The organism is [Collinsella] massiliensis (assembly GCF_002161605.1).
Classification (GTDB): domain Bacteria; phylum Actinomycetota; class Coriobacteriia; order Coriobacteriales; family Coriobacteriaceae; genus Enorma.
On sequence record NZ_NFIE01000007.1, the window covers coordinates 80,250 to 98,203 of the forward strand.

18 protein-coding genes and 3 pseudogenes are annotated in these 17,954 nt (G+C 65.3%); 3 read left to right on the top strand and 18 right to left on the bottom strand.

Annotated elements, in window-relative coordinates; translation table 11 throughout:
* Positions 1–111: 111 nt before the first annotated feature.
* The 6 genes and pseudogenes from B5G02_RS10185 to ileS form a co-directional block, all read right to left on the bottom strand.
* Positions 112–396 (bottom strand): DNA translocase FtsK, encoded by a 285-nt coding sequence (locus B5G02_RS10185; protein WP_232385468.1) that lies wholly within the window; start codon positions 394–396, stop codon positions 112–114.
* A gap of 78 nt (positions 397–474) precedes the next feature.
* A pseudogene (locus B5G02_RS10190) lies at positions 475–687 on the bottom strand (DNA translocase FtsK); the annotation flags it as partial.
* Between the two features lie 132 nt (positions 688–819).
* Positions 820–1,173: pseudogene (locus B5G02_RS10195) on the bottom strand (restriction endonuclease); the annotation flags it as partial.
* 36 nt (positions 1,174–1,209) lie between these two features.
* Positions 1,210–2,226: an RluA family pseudouridine synthase gene (locus B5G02_RS04195; protein ID WP_019238474.1), complete on the bottom strand. Its 1,017-nt coding sequence runs from the start codon at positions 2,224–2,226 to the stop codon at positions 1,210–1,212.
* Complete coding sequence (gene lspA / locus B5G02_RS04200; protein ID WP_241146161.1) at positions 2,216–2,752, bottom strand: signal peptidase II; 537 nt, start codon at positions 2,750–2,752, stop codon at positions 2,216–2,218. The genes B5G02_RS04195 and lspA overlap by 11 nt, the downstream gene beginning before the upstream one ends.
* Before the next feature lie 2 nt (positions 2,753–2,754).
* On the bottom strand, positions 2,755–5,547 hold the full coding sequence (gene ileS / locus B5G02_RS04205) for an isoleucine--tRNA ligase (RefSeq protein WP_241146166.1): 2,793 nt from the start codon (positions 5,545–5,547) through the stop codon (positions 2,755–2,757).
* Between the two features lie 668 nt (positions 5,548–6,215).
* Between ileS and B5G02_RS04210 the strand changes: the two genes are divergently transcribed.
* A complete protein-coding gene (locus B5G02_RS04210; protein WP_019238471.1) occupies positions 6,216–6,764 on the top strand; it encodes an NADPH-dependent FMN reductase in 549 nt (182 codons plus the stop codon).
* A 47-nt stretch (positions 6,765–6,811) separates the two neighbouring features.
* Here the strand turns inward: B5G02_RS04210 and B5G02_RS04215 are convergent, their stop codons facing one another.
* The 8 genes and pseudogenes from B5G02_RS04215 to B5G02_RS04250 form a co-directional block, all read right to left on the bottom strand.
* Complete coding sequence (locus B5G02_RS04215; protein WP_094335314.1) at positions 6,812–7,186, bottom strand: VOC family protein; 375 nt, start codon at positions 7,184–7,186, stop codon at positions 6,812–6,814.
* Between the two features lie 32 nt (positions 7,187–7,218).
* Positions 7,219–7,671, bottom strand: coding sequence for a DUF523 domain-containing protein (locus B5G02_RS04220; protein WP_094335315.1), 453 nt, complete (start codon positions 7,669–7,671; stop codon positions 7,219–7,221).
* A 30-nt stretch (positions 7,672–7,701) separates the two neighbouring features.
* The gene (locus B5G02_RS04225; RefSeq protein WP_094335316.1) at positions 7,702–8,226 is read right to left on the bottom strand and encodes a zinc ribbon domain-containing protein; all 525 of its coding nucleotides are present in this window, start codon (positions 8,224–8,226) and stop codon (positions 7,702–7,704) included.
* A 179-nt stretch (positions 8,227–8,405) separates the two neighbouring features.
* Positions 8,406–9,431, bottom strand: a complete 1,026-nt coding sequence (locus B5G02_RS04230; protein WP_094335317.1) for an NYN domain-containing protein — start codon at positions 9,429–9,431, stop codon at positions 8,406–8,408.
* Positions 9,432–9,473: 42 nt separating this feature from the next.
* Positions 9,474–9,569, bottom strand: coding sequence for a zinc-ribbon domain-containing protein (locus B5G02_RS10290; protein ID WP_094335318.1), 96 nt, complete (start codon positions 9,567–9,569; stop codon positions 9,474–9,476).
* A 96-nt stretch (positions 9,570–9,665) separates the two neighbouring features.
* Entirely contained in the window at positions 9,666–10,364 is a 699-nt protein-coding gene (locus B5G02_RS10200; RefSeq protein ID WP_241146162.1) for a hypothetical protein, read from the bottom strand.
* 129 nt (positions 10,365–10,493) lie between these two features.
* Positions 10,494–10,559 (bottom strand): annotated as a pseudogene (locus B5G02_RS10295) (zinc-ribbon domain-containing protein); the annotation flags it as partial.
* 292 nt (positions 10,560–10,851) lie between these two features.
* Positions 10,852–11,736 (bottom strand): zinc ribbon domain-containing protein, encoded by an 885-nt coding sequence (locus B5G02_RS04250; RefSeq protein WP_162609750.1) that lies wholly within the window; start codon positions 11,734–11,736, stop codon positions 10,852–10,854.
* A 33-nt stretch (positions 11,737–11,769) separates the two neighbouring features.
* On the opposite strand from B5G02_RS04250, the gene B5G02_RS10095 reads away from it, so the two are divergent.
* A complete protein-coding gene (locus B5G02_RS10095; RefSeq protein WP_162609749.1) occupies positions 11,770–11,967 on the top strand; it encodes a hypothetical protein in 198 nt (65 codons plus the stop codon).
* 207 nt (positions 11,968–12,174) lie between these two features.
* On the opposite strand, the gene ftsH is transcribed toward B5G02_RS10095, so the two are convergent.
* Positions 12,175–14,079, bottom strand: a complete 1,905-nt coding sequence (gene ftsH / locus B5G02_RS04255; RefSeq protein WP_026088977.1) for an ATP-dependent zinc metalloprotease FtsH — start codon at positions 14,077–14,079, stop codon at positions 12,175–12,177.
* Between the two features lie 99 nt (positions 14,080–14,178).
* On the opposite strand from ftsH, the gene B5G02_RS04260 reads away from it, so the two are divergent.
* Positions 14,179–15,573, top strand: coding sequence for an MATE family efflux transporter (locus B5G02_RS04260; protein WP_019238461.1), 1,395 nt, complete (start codon positions 14,179–14,181; stop codon positions 15,571–15,573).
* A 69-nt stretch (positions 15,574–15,642) separates the two neighbouring features.
* Here B5G02_RS04260 and B5G02_RS04265 read toward each other — a convergent pair whose 3' ends face one another.
* The 3 genes from B5G02_RS04265 to thyA are packed head-to-tail and all read right to left on the bottom strand — an operon-like array spanning position 15,643 to position 17,937.
* A complete protein-coding gene (locus B5G02_RS04265) occupies positions 15,643–16,548 on the bottom strand; it encodes a TrmH family RNA methyltransferase (protein ID WP_019238460.1) in 906 nt (301 codons plus the stop codon).
* A 35-nt stretch (positions 16,549–16,583) separates the two neighbouring features.
* Positions 16,584–17,099, bottom strand: coding sequence for a dihydrofolate reductase (locus B5G02_RS04270; protein WP_262359003.1), 516 nt, complete (start codon positions 17,097–17,099; stop codon positions 16,584–16,586).
* Entirely contained in the window at positions 17,089–17,937 is an 849-nt protein-coding gene (thyA, locus tag B5G02_RS04275) for a thymidylate synthase (RefSeq protein WP_019238458.1), read from the bottom strand. The genes B5G02_RS04270 and thyA overlap by 11 nt, the downstream gene beginning before the upstream one ends.
* Positions 17,938–17,954: the final 17 nt, after the last annotated feature.

Sequence of the window (17,954 nt, forward strand, 5' to 3'; positions counted from 1 at the left end):
CTTAGGCGTTCACTTTGCCAAGAAATTGTAGTTCACGGGCAAAAAGCGATGCAATTATTCCAGAAAGCAACATGACAGGCAGCTCATTGAGCCATGCCCATTATTGCCGCCCTAATCCCTTCGCCTCTCAAGTTCGGCGAGCCCTTTTCCATCAAGCAAGACTTTACGGGACTTAAACCCGGCGGAAGGCCCCACAACACCGAGGACTTCAAGAACATCCAAAATCCGGGAAGCCTCAAACAATCCGACATGCAAGTTATGACGAAGAAAGGAGCTTGAAGCCTGCTTAGATGTAACAACGAGATGTGCAGCTTCCCAGGTTATGGAATCAACCCAAGCGAGACTAGGGGCTGGTTTAGCTGAACTCAAGCCACTCGAGCCATCTTCCCTTTCCACGTCAGTTTGAGAAGAGGCATCCTTGCCGGAATCAGAGTGAGAAGATGAATCGTCGACAGAATCTTCCTCTTCACCCAGTTCAATGCGCTCGAGCCTCGCTAGACCATCCTTGTCAAGAAACACCTCTCGAGGCTTCGATCCATCCGGCGGCCCCACGACGCCCAGCTCCTCGAGCATGTCCATGATGCGGGCGGCGCGAGCGTAGCCCATCTTGAGGCGGCGCTGCAGGCTCGAGGTGGAACCGAGCCCAGACTCCACAACGAAGTGCGCGGCCTCCCAGATAAGAGGGTCAAAGTAATAGGAATTCCGATGAGTGGCGCTCTTATGGGTAGGTTCCTTTGACTCAACTTGCTTTGTGCCCTTATAAAAATCTGGAAGGCGGTCTGTATTTCCAGATACCACAGCGTCTATCAAGCGGTTCAAAATCCTATTTTCAATCAACCTGACGTGATTGTCCTTGGCCAATTGGATCGCGTTGTCAGTGAAACTCGAATTGGTGACAACCCAGGCTTCATTCGCATGGTAATGGGCAAGAGAAGCAACCACCTCTTGAATAGGGCTGTTGTCGAGTGTCGAGCCATAAAACTTGGCCTGAATGCAAACCCTTCGCTCTCCAGCTGCATCTGAGGCGACAATATCCGCGCCGAAATCATTAGATTCACTCGTAACGTAGACAAGAAAGCCCAAATCTTGGACGAGCGTAGCAACATAGCGCTCAAACTCGATGCCGTTAGAAGGCAAATGATGATAGCCCGGCCATCTAACAAATTGCTCCACCTCAGATACCCCCAAACGAACCAACGCCGATTCTCGTTATTGTACTAGGAGCTGCGGGACGATCTCGTCGCCCGCGGGGGTGCGCCCGAGCGAGGTGTCCTCGATCTCCTCGAGGGCGGCGGCCAGGTCCCAGGGCAGCGTGTCGCGGCACTCGATCTCCTCGCCCGTCACGGGATGCGCAAAGCGCACGCGCCAGGAGTGGAGGAACTGACGCGTGAGGGCCAGATCGGCGCGATCGGAGCCCTTCCCCTTGCCGTAGAGCGGGTCGCCCACGAGGGGATGGTTGATATGGCGCATGTGCACGCGGATCTGATGCGTCCTGCCGGTGTAGAGATGGCATTCCACAAGCGTGTAACCATCGTCGAAGCGCCCGGCCTCGAAGCGCTCGAGCACGCGGAAGGTGGTGATGGCCTGGCGCGCGAAGGGGTCGTCCGAGACGGCCATCTTCACACGGTCGCGCGTTGAGCGCGCGATACCCGTGTTGATCGTCCCCTCGTCGTGCGCGATGTAGCCGTGGACGAGCGCGATGTAGCGCCGGTCGAGCGTGCGCAGGCGGATGAGGTCCTGGAGTGCGCGCTGGGTCTCGTCGTCCTTCGCCGCGAGCATGAGCCCCGTCGTATCGCGGTCGAGGCGGTGCACGATGCCGGGTCGGTCCTCGCCCTGGAGCGTGCCCAGGTGCTCGAGGCCGCAGTGGTAGACGAGGGCGTTGGCGAGCGTGCCGTCCGCGTGCCCGTGGGCGGGGTGGCACACGAGCCCGCGCTGCTTGGAGAGGACGATGAGGTAGTCGTCCTCGTAGCGGATGTCGAGCGGGATGGCCTGGGGGATGACGGCGCCCGGCTCGCGCTCCTCCGGCAGCTCGACGGAGATGCGGTCGCCCGCGGCGACGGTGTATTTCTTGGAGGTGCAGGTCTCGCCGTTGACGTCGACCGCGCCGGCATCGATGAGCCGTGCGCAAGCCGAGCGCGAGGGCGCATGCTCCTGCGCGCCCAAAAACGCATCGAGGCGCTGGCCAGCGGCGTGCTCATCGACGAGGATATGCAGGTCACCGGCCATCTGAGCGCTCCTTCTCGTTTGCCGGCGAGAGGAAGATGAAGCCGATGAGCGCGATCACGACGCCCACGGTGACGCCGATGTCGGCGATGTTGAGGCTCGGGAACGACATGAAACGCGTCGTGATGAAATCGGTCACGTAACCGAGCGCCACGCGGTCGATAGCGTTGCCGATAGCGCCGCCGCACACCATGCCGAGTCCCACGACCTCGAGTCGCGAGACGCGTGGCGCGCGCACGAGGTACACGACGGACGCCGCGACCATGACCACCGCGAGCAGGACGAACACGAAGCCGAAGCCCTCGCCCAGGCCGAACGCCGCCCCGCGGTTCTCCACGTACTCGAAGCCGACCACCCCGGGCAGCACCTCGACGGGAAAGCCCCCCTGCGCCTGCGTGGCGCGCACGAGCGCCTTCGAGACCTGGTCGGCGATGACGAAGGCCGCCGCAAGCGCGCCGAGCACCCCCAGCCGCCACGCAAGCGACGGCTGGAAGTGCCTCGTTCCGGTGGTATCGGTGCGCGCAGCCACGGCTAGGCTTCGAGCGCCTCGGCGCAGCGGGCGCAGATGTGCGCGTGCCCGCCGTGCTCGCCCGTGCTCTCGCGGTAGTTCCAGCAGCGGTCGCAGCGCTCGCCGCGCGCGGGCTCGACCTCGGCCGCGAACTCCTCGCCGCTCTCGAGCTCGACCTCGGAGACGATGAAGAACTCGGCGAGGTCGCAGGCCATATCGCCGGTGAGCAGCGCGTATGCCTCGGCCGGAGCCCAGGCGCGCACGCGCACCTCCTGGCTCTTGGTGAACGTGCCCTCAGCGCGGGCGTCCTCGATCGCCTTCGTCACCACGCCACGGAGCTCCATGGCGGCATCGAGCACCTCGCCGTAGCGGTTCGCCTCGTCGAGCGCGATGGGTGCCTCGTACCATTCGAGGAGTGCGGCGTAGGTCTGGCCGTCGCGGCACCCCGCGGGGGCGTAGGCCATGACCTCGTCACAGGTGAAGGAGAGGATGGGCTGCAGATCGCGCAGGAGCATGGACAGGAGCTCGGCGAGCACGGTCTGGGCGCTCCGGCGCGCGAGCGAGCCCGGGCGCTCGCAGTACAGGCGGTCCTTCAGGGCGTCGAGGTAGACGTTCGAGAGCTCCGTGACCACGAAGTCGTAGAGCGTGCGGTAGGCGCGGTTGAACTCATAGCCGCGGTACGCGTCGTCGACCTCGGCCTGGACCTGCGTGAGGCGCGCGACCATGAGCTTGTCGAGCGGCAGCAGCTCCTCGAACGGGACCCCGTCGCGCTCCGGGTCGAACTGCCCCTCGAGCTCGCCGAGCAGGAAGCGGAAGGTGTTGCGGAAGCGGCGGTACGCGTCCGAGGTGCGCGCGAGGATCTCGTGGTCGATGGCCACGTCCGAGGAGGTGTCCACGCTCGCAACCCACAGGCGGATGATGTCGGCGCCCATCTCGTCGCAGACCTTGTTGGGGTCGATCACGTTGCCGAGCGACTTCGACATCTTGCGACCCTGGCCGTCGAGGGTGAAGCCCTGCGAGACGACCGCCTTGTACGGGGCCACGCCGTTGGCGCCCACGCTCGTGAGCAGCGAGCTCTGGAACCAGCCGCGATGCTGGTCGGAGCCCTCGAGGTACATATCCGCCGGGTAGGCGAGCTCGGGGCGGTTCTCGCAGACCGCCTTCCACGAGACGCCGGAGTCCCACCACACGTCCAGGATGTCACGGTCGGCCTTGAGGTGGTGTCCGCCGCACTTCGGGCAGACGCAGGCCTCGCCCAGGTAGCTCTCGGGCGCGTCGGTGAACCAGGCGTCGGAGCCCTTCTCCTTGAAGAGCGCGATGACGGCGTCGAGCATCGCGTCGTTCATGACCTTCTCGCCGCAATCCGCGCAGGTGAAGCTCGGGATGGGCACGCCCCAGTTGCGCTGGCGCGAGATGCACCAGTCGGGGCGCTGCTCCACCATGGCGCCGATGCGGTTCTTCGCATGGTCGGGGTACCACGCCACGTGGTTCAGCACCTGGTCGAGCGCCTGCTCGCGCAGACCCGTCTCGTCCATGGAGACGAACCACTGGTCCGTCGCGCGGAAGATGGTCGGGTTCTTGCAGCGCCAGCAGTGCGGGTAGCTGTGGTTGATCTTCTTCTCGGCGAGCAGCGTGCCGCGCTCGGCGAGGAACTCGATGATCTTGGGATTCGCCTCGTCGGTGTCCATGCCGCTGAAGGGACCGCCCGTGCCGTAGCCCTCGCCCACGTAGAAGCGGCCGTCGTCATCGACGGGCATGATGATGGGCAGGTTGCAGCGCATGCCGGTGTAGTAGTCATCGACGCCGTGGCCGGGCGCGGTGTGGACGCAGCCCGTGCCGTCCTCGAGCGTGACGTAGTCCGCCGTGACAACCGTGCCCGTGACGTCCTCGAAGATGGGGTGCTTGTACGTCGTGCCCACAAGGTCAGCGCCCTGTGCGACCCAGGGCTCCGCGGCGCCGGCGGGCGTGAAGAGGCGAGCATCCTCGAGATGCGCGACCTCGTGGAAAACCTTCTCCCAGAGCGCCTTGGCCATGATGCCCAGGCGGCCGCCGGCCTCCACGGCGACGTAGTCCGCCTCGGGCGAGAGCGCCACGCCAGAGTTCGCAGGGAGCGTCCAGGGGGTCGTCGTCCAGATGACCACGTCGACGGGCAGCCCGCTCGCCGCGAGCGCCTCGGGCGCGTCGATGAGCTCGAAGCGCACGAAGACCGACGGGCTCACCTCGTCGGCGTACTCGATCTCGGCCTCGGCGAGCGCGGTGTGGCAGTGCTTGCACCAGTGCACCGGCTTGCGGCCGCGGTAGATCATGCCCTTGTCGAACATGGCCTTGAAGACCTCGATGTCCGCCGCGTCATGCTCGTGGTAGAGCGTGAGGTACGGGTGGTCCCAGTCGCCGAGCACGCCCAGGCGGCGGAAGCCGGCCTTCTGCAGCTCGATGTTCTCGACGGCGAACTCGTGGCACATCTCGCGGATCTTGGCCGTGGGCGTGGCATTGAACTTCGCCGTGCCGAGCTTCTCCTCGACCTTGTGCTCGATGGGCTGGCCATGGCAATCCCAGCCGGGCACGTACGGCGTCTGCTCGCCCTGCATGGCATGGTAGCGCATGATCATGTCTTTGGAGATCTTGTTCATGGCGTGGCCGATGTGGATGGGGCCATTCGCATACGGGGGGCCGTCGTGCAGGACGAACTTCTTATGCCCCTCGTTCTTCTTCATGAGCTGCTCGTAGACATGGTTCTCGTTCCACGCGGCCAGGCGAGCCGGCTCGGACTTCGCGAGCCCGGCGCGCATGGGGAACCCGGTCTTGGGCAGGTTCATGGTCTCCTGGTAGATGCTCTTCTCTTTCGCCACGGGATACCCTCCCCCTTCTCGTCCGCCAGGACGACCTTGGCGAGGCGCCCTGGCTCTGGGCGCCTAAGAAAAAAAGCGCCCGTCCCTGCAAGCTGGGACGAAGCGCCGTGATGCGCGGGCAGACGCGCCGCGCGAGCTCCTCGCTATACCACCCAGCTTAGGTGCCCCGCGGCCTTCCGGCAGCCTGCACCTGTACTCGGCCGACCACATGACGGCGGTCGTCCCGGCGACGCCTACTGAAAGGGGTTGGTTGGGGACGTGTTCTCATCAACCCATCCGCCGAACCCCTCCGTTCGGGCCGCAGCTCCGGGGTGATATTCACGCGGGCGCGCCGGCGAACCTTCCAGCACGGAGGCGGCAGCACGCCGAACCCGTGGCTCGCTCTCTCATCGGCGCGGAGACCGGCTACTCGTCCCCATCACAGCCATTGCGCGGTATTGTAGCACGTTGCTCGCGGAGCGCGTGCGACAAAGGGTTTAGACACACGGGCACACGAACGGCACCGAGCCGCCCGCGCGGGCGCACCCGCGGCACGCGCGAGCCCTTGTCCGCACCCGCCGCATGGCGCGCCGCGACTCTGGGCATACGGTTAGTAGCGCGGCGTTCCGTGCCGCGCACCAGATGAAAGGACACCCATGCATATCGTTGCCATCGCGGGATCGCTTCGCACGGGAAGCCTCAACCGCCAGCTCGCCGAGGAAGCCCAGCGTATCGTCGCCGAACTCGAGCCCGACGCCCGCTTCACCATCCTCGACTGGTCGGACGTGCCGATCTTCAACCAGGACATCGAGCACCCCGCGCCCGAGGCCGTGGCGCGCGTGCGCGCGGAGGTGCTCGCCGCCGACGGCGTCTGGTTCTTCACACCCGAGTACAACCACTTCTTCCCCGGTCCGCTCAAGAACCTGCTCGACTGGCTCTCGCGCCCAGTCGGTCCCAAGCAGGGGCAGGTGCTCGATAGCAAGCCCGCCGCGGTGAGCGGCATCTCGGCGGGCGGCACCGGTACCGCCGTGGCGCAGGATCACCTCGTGACACTCATTTCCTTCCTCAACATGCGCGTCATGAACAAGCCGCGCCTCACCGTGCCGAACGGCTTCACCAAGGTGCACGACGGCGTCCTCGAGCTCGGCGACTCCCTACCCTACCTCGAGCGGCAGGCGCAGGCGTTCATCGAGTTCATCCGCTAGATGGGAAGGCCGCGGGGACGATGGCGCCACCGCGGCCTTCGACTGGTTCACGAACAGGAAAGATGCACGGCGAAGCCCGCGATGTCCTCGTTGAAGTAGACGAGCTTCGTGGAGCCGTCCGGATTGAGGGCGCGGGAGTCCTCGTTGATCGTGAGCCCGCGGGAGCGGAAGTAGGCCTCGGCGGCAGGCACATCGTTCACCGCCAGCCCGATGTGGCCCTTTTCACCGCGCCCGCAGCCCTTCATGACCTCGACGAGCGTGTCGTTGAAGACGGAGATGGGCGTCTCGTGCCGCTCCAGGCCGAAGAGCGCCTCGATGATGGCCGCGGTGCGCTCGGCCTCCGCTGCATCCGCGGCGTTGATGCCGATATGCGCGATATGCATATCGAACGCCTCGACGGGATTGATCTGATCATGCGTCATGCGAAACCTCCCCTGTTCATGCGATGCCCTGTTTAGCGCCTCTCGCCCAGCAAACGGGCATCGACCTCGTCCGGCGCGTACACGGACACCCCGCGCTCCTTGATGAGCGCGGCGAACACGCCATCGCCGGGAACGAGCTTTCCGGTAAACGTGCCGTCGTAGACGAGCCCCACCCCGCAGGAGGGGCTGCGCGGCTGGAGCACCGCGGCGTCGATACCGCCGGCCGTCTCGATGCGCGCGAGCTCGGCCGCGGCACCCGAGCGGAACGCAGCGTCCACGCTCGCACCGAATTCGTCCACGACCCTGTCATCTAAGATCTCGCACCGCGGGCGCGGCACGGGCAGGCCGCCCGCGACCTCGGGGCACACCGGGATGACCGTGCACCCCTGCGCGCGGAGCCCCTCGACGAGCGCGACGTCGAGGTTGCTCCCGCCGTTGTACTTGCAGCGCTCGCCCAGAAGGCAGGCGCTCACCGCGACGCGCATGGTTCGACCGCTAACGCGCTGAAGCGGCGGCTACGCGTTGAGCTTCTCGCCGCACGACATGCAGAAGGCGTCGCCGGGGTTCACCGGGGCGCCGCACTTCGGGCACACGGAACCGGCGGGAGCCGCGGGAGTGGCAGGTGCAGGCGCAGGCGCCTGTGCGCCCGATGCCGCCATGATCTCGGCCATGGACTTGCCGCAACCGGCGCAGAACATGTCGGACGCGCTGATACGCGTGTGGCAGAACGGGCACACGACGACGGTCGCGGCCTGCTGCGAGGCGGCGTTCTGGCGCTCGATCTCGTCGAGCTGCGCCTGGAGGGATGCGCGCTCGGCGTCGATCTGGGCGATGCCGTCGAAGAGCTGCTCGCGCCCGGTGCGGAACGCGGGGTCGTCCTTCGTGACCTCGTAGAGGCTCGCGCCGAGCTGCGCGGCGAGCTGTTGGCGGCGCTTCATGGCGTCATTCATCTGGTTCTTGATCTTGAGGGTCTCGACGCCGCGGTTTGCCCCCGCGACGCCGCGATTCAGCGAAGCCTGAACATCATCGAGAAAGCCCATCGTTCCACCTTTTCGAATGCATGCGAACATAACCGGCCGACGGCGCGTGCCGTTAGCCAACCCGAATATACCACCTGATACGGGGAAACTCGATGGCGGCCGCACCGAGTTTCCCATTCCGTAGCGTACGGCGGATGCCTCACGCGCTGGCGCGCGCCCCGCGGCAAACGCCGCCGGCGTCACGATTCCTTGATGCGTAGGTAGATCGCGCGGGCTCCCGCGGTGTTCGCGCGCTCGTCGAACTCGTAGACGCCCATCGACTTCAGGAAGGGGCTGAGCTTGCGGTATCCGTAGTTGCGCACGTCGAAGTCGGACAGGCGCTTGGGCAGCTCGCTGCCCACGGTGCCCAGGAATACCCAGCCCTCCTCGTCGGAGAACTGATCGATGATGGCATCGACGGCGGAGCGGATGCGCTTCATGTGGCGACGGCGCGTGGTGCGGGAGAGCTCGCTGAACTCCACGTCGCCGCGCTCTGCCGCCGGCGAGGCCTCCCCCTGCTCGCCGCCGCGGTCTCCCGGGGTGCGGCGGGCGCGCGCAGAGGCCTCGGGGGCGTGCTCGGCGCTCGTGGCGGCGGCCTCCTTCGCCTTCGCGGGGCTAGCCGAGCGCTTGGATACCGGAGCGGGCTTCTCGGCCTTCTCCTGCTTGTCGGCCTTGTCCGCCCTCTTCGCGGGCGTCCGCTCCTTCTGGGAGCGCTTGCGCGCGGGCGACTCGGCGGCGTCGTCCTCGGCATCCGCGTCGTCATCTTCCGCGCGGCGCGCCGCGAAGAGCAGGTCGAGGTATTTGAACTGGTTGCAGGCCGAGATGAACGGCTCGGGGGTCTTCTGCTCGCCCATGCCGGTGACCTGCATGCCGCTCTCGCGCAGGCGGGCGGCGAGCCGCGTGAAGTCGGAGTCGGAGCTCACAATGGCGAAGCCGTCGACGTTGCCCGAGTAGAGGATGTCCATCGCGTCGATGATCATCGCCGAATCCGTCGAGCTCTTGCCGTACGTGTAGCTGTACTGCTGCATGGGGATGATCGAGTTATCGAGCAGGCAGCCCTTCCACGAGGCGAGCCGCTGGCTCGTCCAGTCCCCGTAGATGCGCTTGTACGTGGCGATCCCGGAGTTCGCCACCTCGTCGAGGATGATCTTGATGTACTTCGGCGCGATGTTATCCGCGTCGATGAGAATCGCGAAGCGCAGGTCGCGCTGGGTATCGGTTGCCATGGATGCCTTTCTGGTCAGGGTTTCGGGCATGCGCCCGCTAATTTATGATACCCAGAACAGGAAGGCATGCTGTCCGACGCACCCCGGGCAGAACCTCGAGCCCTTCGGCAGCTCCCTGCCGCACTTAGGGCAGAACATGGCGAACCCCTTCTCATGAGATGCTGTTCAACCCATGAAAGAAAGGCGGCGGATTGCAAGCGTCGGCGTTTCCGGGCTGTTACCAAGCCTTCCCGATTACCTCACATCGTCCAGGTCGATATGTACTTTCATCACGACGATACCATCCGAGTTGATGACCTCGAACCGGCCATCTCCCGCCGAGCGCCACGTGCAGGGGCCGTAGCCGCCGCGTTCGTCATCGCAATCCCCGTCCTCTAGCGTCATCCCGATATCCAGGGAATCGCTTGCCAAGATCTCGTCATAGGTGAGGCCTCGGTCGATGACGCCTCCGCCTGATCCGCTCACCCATCTCGCCCTGCCGTCTTCATCGAATTCCCGAATCGCGAACTCAATTGTGCTCTGGCCCCCTGCGCCACCCGCAACCTCAGACTCGAAATACCAGCGACCTTCGACCTCACCCGTGGCAGCACCAGCAGGAAACTGGACGCGTATATTGGAATGATGTTGCGGCCAAGCGACGAATCTGTCATCGAGCGCTTCGAGATTCTCGACCTTCCAGATCGTTCCTTGATCGTTCGAGCCATCCTCGCGCAGCACGCCCTCATACATGGGTATGAACGTTCTTCCCGCATCCCCCAAGTCGCCAAGCTGAATAATCGTCTCACCGTCGTCACCGTCGAGGATCCTATAGCTGAAACCATACGCCATGACATCGTTGAACGTGAACGTACCGTTCGGAAGCGTAGCTGTGGCGGCGGTATTGCCCGACCAGAGCGAGACGAATGCTGAAGCCGCAGCGACCAGCACAAGCACAATGCCTCCGATAACAAGGGGGAGACGGAGTCGGCGCGGAAGAGACGCCTCCGAACCGACAGTCGATGCAGCCCGCGGGTGCTCTGAAATACCCTGCCTCGTTTGCGAAGTTGCTTCCGAAGCAAGCTGAGCACCGCACTCTGGGCAGAACCTTGAATCCTCTGGCAGTTTTGCACCACATTTACGGCAAAACATAGTGGCTCCTCCTCATACAAACCAACCAACGCTTTTCACCTATCATGCAGCGTGCCAGCGCGATGTATCAACCTTGTCCGCCTAGACCCCCTGCTGATTGTATCCGTCTGACGCGGTTTTACAGAATGCCCCGCCGAGGCAGGGCATTCGAGGATTATCCGAACACAGACGGATATATCGACGGGGGCGGGGCGCCGAAGAGCCTTACGCCGCGGGTTTCGACGACATGAGCAGACTCTCCAGCTTCGGGAGCGTCATGAACTCGTCGCCCGTGATGGTCCCCTTCTTACTATCAGTGACCCGTGCTCACAGATGCGTTCATGATCCACTCCCCATCCTCATCGCGAATCTCGTAGTAACCGGCGTTACCTTCACCCCAGGTGCATGAGCCGTACCCGCCGTTTCCGTAGCCGTCGTCCAACGTCGCCTGGACATCCATCGTGCGCATGATCTCGTCATAGTCCATGGCGTCATCGATCACGCCGGTACCCGTGCCTAAAACCCAATGGACGGAGCCATCGGCGTCGAATTCGCGCAGGGCGAACACGGTTTCGCCATCCCGCTCTACCTCAACGTACCAGCGGCCCTCGAGCTCTCCCGAAGACGCTCCCTCCGGGAATTGCAGGCGGACGACGGTCGAATCCGGCTGCCCGTCCGCATCCACAAGGTTCGCGACCTTCCAGATTTTGCCGAGCTCGTTCGAACCGTCCTCCTCAAGTGTTCCCGTGAACATCGTGGGATAGGAGCCTGATGTCTCGTCATACGTAAGCAACTCGATAACCTGGTCGCCGCCCTCTTGCTCGATGCGGTAGTTGAAGCCGAACGCGTTATCTTGGAAGGTGAAGAAGCCGTTCGGGAGCCTCCCGTCGCGGCCGAGCACGCCCGTCGCGAAGAGGACGGCCACCACGATGGCAGCCACCGCTACCACGGCGACGCCGCCGATGACGAGCGGCTTGCGTGAGCGCTTCGGCGCGGGCTGCGCAGTCGCGGATGCCGGGTTGGGCGCGGCCCCGGTGCCAGCCAGTTCGGGCACCGGCCCCGCGCTTGGGGTGGACGCCGCCGCGACCGGCTCAGCTTCGGGCTGCTCAGGCTTCGACGCGCCCGCCACCTCGGCGCCGCACCCCGGGCAGAACCTCGACCCTTCAGGTAGCTCCCTGCCGCACTTGGAACAGAACATGGCGACCTCCCATCTCGAGCCTTCGCTCACTCCATGATGGAAGCGCACGGCGCCCATCGCAAGCGCACGCGACAGGAATTAACGAACGCCCCTCTCGTCGACGTCTACCCGGTCCGTGACGTGATCGTCTCGCTCGTCTCGGAGCTCCTCGACAGAATCGGGAACACCGTGATCGATACGACCACGGCCAAGCGCGACACCAACGACACGACCCCCGACAAGGACGCCTAACGCGCCCCTCAACCCCAATAAATCCCGTCACCCCGCCTCTGCATGCCGTCGAAGCCGGCGAGCAGGTGCCGTGCTACTTCGCATGCCGCCCCCTGACATATCCGTCTGGCGCAGTTCCGCAGAAAAGCCCGCCAAAGGCGGGCTTTTCGAGGACTGTCTGAGCACAGACGGATATGTCAGGGGGCGGCCAGGTAGAGCTGCAGCGAATTACTCCGCCGGCTTCGGCGGCATGAGCGGGTTCTCCCGCTTCAGGAGCGTCATGAACTCCTGGCCGGTGATCGTCTCCTTCTTATACAGGTAGCGCGCGAGCTCATGCAGCTTGAACTTGTTCTCCTTCAAGATCTGCAGCGCGCGGGCATGCGCCTCCTCGATGAGCTTGCGCACATCCTCGTCGACCCGCTCGGCGGTACCCGGGGCGCAGGTGAGCGACGTATCCTGCGAGAGGTAGGCGTTCTGCACCGTGCCCAGCGCCATCATGCCGAACTCCGAGGACATGCCGAAGCGCGTGATCATGTTGCGCGCGAGCTTCGTGGCCTGCTCGATGTCGTTGGCGGCACCGGTGGTCATCTCGTTGAAGATGAGCTCCTCGGCCGCACGGCCGCCGCAGTACACGGCGAGCTTGTCGAGCGCCTCCTGGCGCGTGGTGAGGAACTTCTCGTCCTCCTCCACCTGCATGGTGTAGCCGAGCGCACCGGAGGTGCGGGGCACGATAGTGATCTTCGTGACCGGCGCGCCCTCCTTCATGCTCGCCGCGACGATGGCGTGGCCGATCTCGTGGTAGGACACGACCTGCTTCTCGTGGTCGGAAAGCACGGTGGACTTGCGCTGCTGGCCGGCGATGACGACCTCAACCGATTCCTCGAAGTCCTCCTGCGTGGCGCGGGTACGGCCCTGGCGCACGGCGCGGAGCGCGCCTTCATTGATGATGTTCGCCAGGTCGGCGCCCGAGGCGCCCGGCGTGGCGCGCGCGATGGCGGTGAGGTCGATGGGCGGCTGGATCTTCACGTCCTTGGCATGGAGCTCCAGGATGGCCTTGCGGCCGGCGAGGTCCGGCAGCTCGACGGGGATGCGCCGATCGAAGCGGCCGGGGCGCAGGAGCGCCGGGTCGAGCGAATCGGGGCGGTTCGTGGCGGCGAGCACCACGATGCCCTTGTGGTTGTCGAAGCCGTCCATCTCCGTGAGAAGCTGGTTCAGCGTCTGCTCGCGCTCGTCGTTCGTGGAAAGCCCCTGGTCGCGGCGCTTACCCACGGCGTCGATCTCGTCGATGAACACGATGCAGGGCGCCTTCTCGTTCGCCTGCTTGAAGAGGTCGCGCACCTTCGCGGCGCCGCGGCCCACGAACATCTCGACGAACTCGGAACCCGAGATGCTGAAGAACGGCACGCCCGCCTCGCCGGCGACCGCCTTGGCGAGCAGCGTCTTACCGGTGCCCGGAGGGCCCACGAGCAAGGCGCCGCGCGGCAGGCGCGCGCCGATGTCCTCGTAGCGCTTGGGGTTCTCGAGGAAGTCCACGACCTCCTTGAGCGATTCCTTGGCCTCCTCCTGGCCGGCGACGTCCTTGAAGGTCACGCCGACGTCCTTGGAGGCGACGATGCGAGCGCCGCTCTTACCGAGCCCGCCGCCCATGCCTCCGCCGAAGCCGCCGCTGCCGAAGTTCATGCTCGGGCCGTCATCGCCCATGGCCTTCTTCATGCGGCGGTTGAGCCACCAGCCGATGCCGAAGAAGATGAGGAGCGGCACGCCGAGCGTGAGCAGGTAATACGTCCAGATGCTCGAGTCGGTGTTGGGGATGATGACATCGAGCGAGGCGCCCGCGTCCATGATGCGGTCGGTGAGGCCCGAGTCGTTCGGCATCACCGTGCACTGGTACGCGACGCTCCCGTCGCCGCCCTTCATGGTGTAGAGCGCCGTGTAGTCGCCCTCCGTGTACTGGACCGCATCGACCTTCTTGGCCTCGAGGTCGTTCAGGAACTGGCTGTAATCCACGTCCTCGATCTGCACCTGGCGCGCCATGTTCGGGAACAGCAGCGTGTTCAGCACGAGGTACACCACGAGCGCGATCAGGACGTAGAGGATCATGTTCCGTCTACGTTTATGGTCATCCATCTCCATGGGTGAAACTCCATCCATCCGACTTGCAGTGATAGTAAGATACCCAACGGTACCACCGCTAATCAAAAAAGTTTACCGCACCGGGAGGGGGCACGGTCCATGCTGAGACGCAAGCAGGCGCACACCGCCGCAGCATCGCTCGACGTGACGGAGGGCGTCATCTGGCAGCAGCTCCTGCTGCTGTGCGTCCCCATCTTCCTGAGCTCCTTCTTCCAGCAGGCGCATGCCCTCATCAACACGTTCATCTTGGGGCAGTTCGGCGGGAAGCTCGCGCTTGGCGGCGTACAGGCGTGCGCCTCGCTCTTCGAGCTCGCCATCGGCTTCTCGGTGGGCGTGGGCGCCGGGTGCGCCGTCATCTCCGGGCAGTTCTTCGGCAGCCGCGACGACGAGCGGCTCTCGCGCTCCATCCACACCGCCATGACCCTCGCGCTCGCGGGCGGGCTCGCCATCTCGGTCGCCGGCGTGGCCTTCACGCCCCACATCCTCGCCGCCATGGGCACGCCCGCCGACCTCATGCCCGAGGCCGTGCCCTATGCCCGCTGCTACGCCGCCGCCATGGTGTGCTCGCTCGTGCTCAACATGGGCTCGGCGCTGCTGCGCTCCGTGGGCGACACGCGCACCCCGGCGATGATCATCGCGAGCGGCTGCGTCATCAACGCCGCGCTCGACATTCTCTTCGTGGCGGTGCTCCATCTGGAGGCGCTCGGATGCGGCCTCGCAACCGCCCTCACGCTCACGGTGAACGCGGCCTTCATGACGCGCCGGCTCATGCGCGCCCAGGGCGCGTGGCGGCTCGACCTGCGGCGCTTGAGGATCGACGGCCGCATCTGCCGCAGCATGCTCGCCACGGGGCTCCCGCTCGGCATCCAGTCCTCGGTCTACTCGTTCTCGAACATCATCCTGCAGTCGACCGTGAACACGTTCGGCACCGATGCCGTCACCGGCTGGGGGCTCTCGAGCCGCCTCGACGCCATCGTGTGGATGGTCACCGAAGCGCTCGGGGTCTCGGTGACGACGTTCGCCGCGCAGAACTTCGGCGCGCGCAACTACGAGCGCATGCGGCGCGGCTACCATACCTCGCTCGCCATCACGGTCGCACTCGTGGGAAGCCTCTCGGCGCTCCTCGTCGCCTTCGTGGGGCCGCTATCGCGCATCTTCATCGACGACCCGGCCGTGACCGCCTACACCACGACGATGATCCACTTCATCGCGCCGTTCTACCTGTTCTATTCCATCGTAGACAACACCTCGGGCGCGATCCGCGGGTCGGGCGAGAGCCTGCGACCGATGCTGCTCACGATCCTCGGCACCGTGGTCTTCCGCCTCATCTGGCTGCTCGCCGTGGTTCCGCTCCACCACAGCATCGAGACCATGCTCATGGTGTACCCGGTGACGTGGATCCTCACCGCGATCCTGTTCGTCGCCTACCATCACTGGGGCGGATGGCTGCACCTCGCCGAGAAGCGCGCGGAGCGGCGCGAGCTCGCGATCTAGCGCAGGCGGCGCCGGGAAGATAATACGAGAGGCACGACGCAGGGTGGGTCGCTCACGCGAGCCCCGCCGTTACGCATAGCGTCCGTGCTGGTAGTGGTAGCTGTTCGTCGCGTGGGGGCAGAGCTGCCAGAACGCCACGGCCGACGCCGCGGCCACGTTGAGCGAATCCACGCCGCGCGCCATGGGAATGCGGATCGTGAGGTCGCAGCCCTCGATCGTGCGCGCGGAGAGGCCGTCGCCCTCCGTGCCCATGAAGAGCGCGAGGCGGTCGATCTCGACGAGCGACGGGTCATCAAGCGAGCGCGAGTCGTCGGCGAGCGCCATCGCCGCGCAGGAGAACCCCGCCTCATGCAGCACCGAAAGGCCGTCGGCCGGCCACGCGCGCGCCGTGGTGCCCAGGCGCGTCCACGGGACCTGGAAGACCGTCCCCATGGAGACGCGCACCGCACGGCGGTACAGGGGGTCGCAGCACGTGGGGCTCACGAGGATGCCGTCGACGTTGAGCGCCGCCGCGCTGCGGAAGATCGCGCCCACGTTCGTGTGGTCGACGATGCCCTCGAGCACGCAGACGCGCACCGGGCGGCCATCCGCGCGCGCGACGAGCCCGTCCAGGAAGGCGCGCGCATCCGGCATAGCCGGGCGGCGGAACGCCGCGAGCGCGCCCCGTGTCACGTTGAACCCGGTGAGCTCCTCCATGAGCTCCATGGGTGCGATGAAGGCCGGCACGTCGAGGCCGGGGCACTCCACCTCGAGGTCGTGGAAGACCGGCGTGAACTGCTCGAGCCAGCGCTCCCCCATGAGGAAGCTCACCGGCTCGAGCCCGGCGGCGAGCGCGCGCTCGATCACCTTGGCGCTCTCGGCGATGAAGATGCCCTTCTCGGGCTCGAGGACGCTTCTGAGCTGCCGTTCGGTGAGGCGCGCGTACGCGTCGAGACGCGAATCTCCGAGGTCTGCGATGTATTGAACCTGAACCATGCCACTCCCCATGTAAAATTACCCCAGGGGTTATTTTACATGCCCTGCTCGTAGGTCACGAAGTCGTACGCCATACCCGCGTCGCCCTCGCCCGGCTCCACCACATGGCCGCCGTCCGTTGCGGCGATGTGCCAGGCCGGGTCCTCGTCGAGGTTCGGGAAGAACGCGTCCGCGGGGCGCGTGCAGCGGTTCTTGGTCACCACGACCGCGCAGCACAGGGGCAGCAGCTGCCGGTACACCTCGGCGCCGCCGATGACCCAGGCCTCGTCCTCCCCCGCCACGGCAGCGAGCGCCTCGTCAACGGAATGCACGACCTCGACGCCTTCGCGCGCGAACGCCGCATCCCGCGTGAGCACGATATTGCGGCGGTCCTTGAGCGGCTTGCCCCCGGGGAAGCTCTCCAGGGTCTTGCGACCCATGATGACCGCGTGCCCCGAGGTGCAGCGCACGAAATGCCGCATGTCCGCGCGGTTCGTGACGAGCATGTCCCCGTCGCGGCCGATGCCCCAGTCGTCGCACACCGCGACGATGGCCTTCAATCTACACTGCAATGGGGATTCCCTTCACCTGCGGTCCGGTCTGATAATCCTCGACGATGAGGTCGTCGGTCGTGAAATCGTAGAAGTTCTTGACCGCGGGGTTGAGCGACACCTTCGGCGCGGGGTACTGCGGGCGCTGGATGAGCTCGCGCACGATGTCCACGTGACGGTCGTAGATGTGCGCGTCCACGATGACGTGCAGAAGCTCGCCCGCCACCATGTCCACGCACTGCGCGACCATCATGAGCAGGATCGCGTACTGGCACACGTTCCAGTTGTTAGCCGCGAGGATGTCCTGGCTGCGCTGCATGAGGCACATGTTGAGCGTGGGGCGCTCGTCGCCCGCGCCCTGCGTGACGTTGTAGGTGACGCTATACGCGCAGGGGTAGAGGTGCATCTCGGAAAGGTCGGCGAAGGTGTACATGTTCGTCATGATGCGCCGCGAGAACGGGGTATGCGTGAGGTCGTAGAGCACGCGGTCCATCTGGTCGAAGTCGCCCTCGGGGTAGTGCGACTTCTGGGCGATCTGGTAGCCGTAGGCCTTGCCGATGGAGCCCGTCTCGTCCGCCCACTCGTCCCAGATATGGGAGTGCAGGTCGTGGATGTTGTTCGATTTGCGCTGGTAGATCCAGAGGATCTCGTCCATGGCCGATTTCAGTGCCGTACGGCGCAGCGTGAGCGCCGGGAACTCCTCGCGCAGGTCGTAGCGAGCGGTCACGCCGAAGTTCTTGATGGTGTAGGCGGGCGTGCCGTCCTCCCAGCGCGGGCGCACCTTCTCGCCCTCGGTCGTGGTGCCGTGCTCGAGAATGTCCGTGCACATCTTCACGAACAGCTGGTCCGCCTTGCTCATGGCGCCTCCCCATCCCA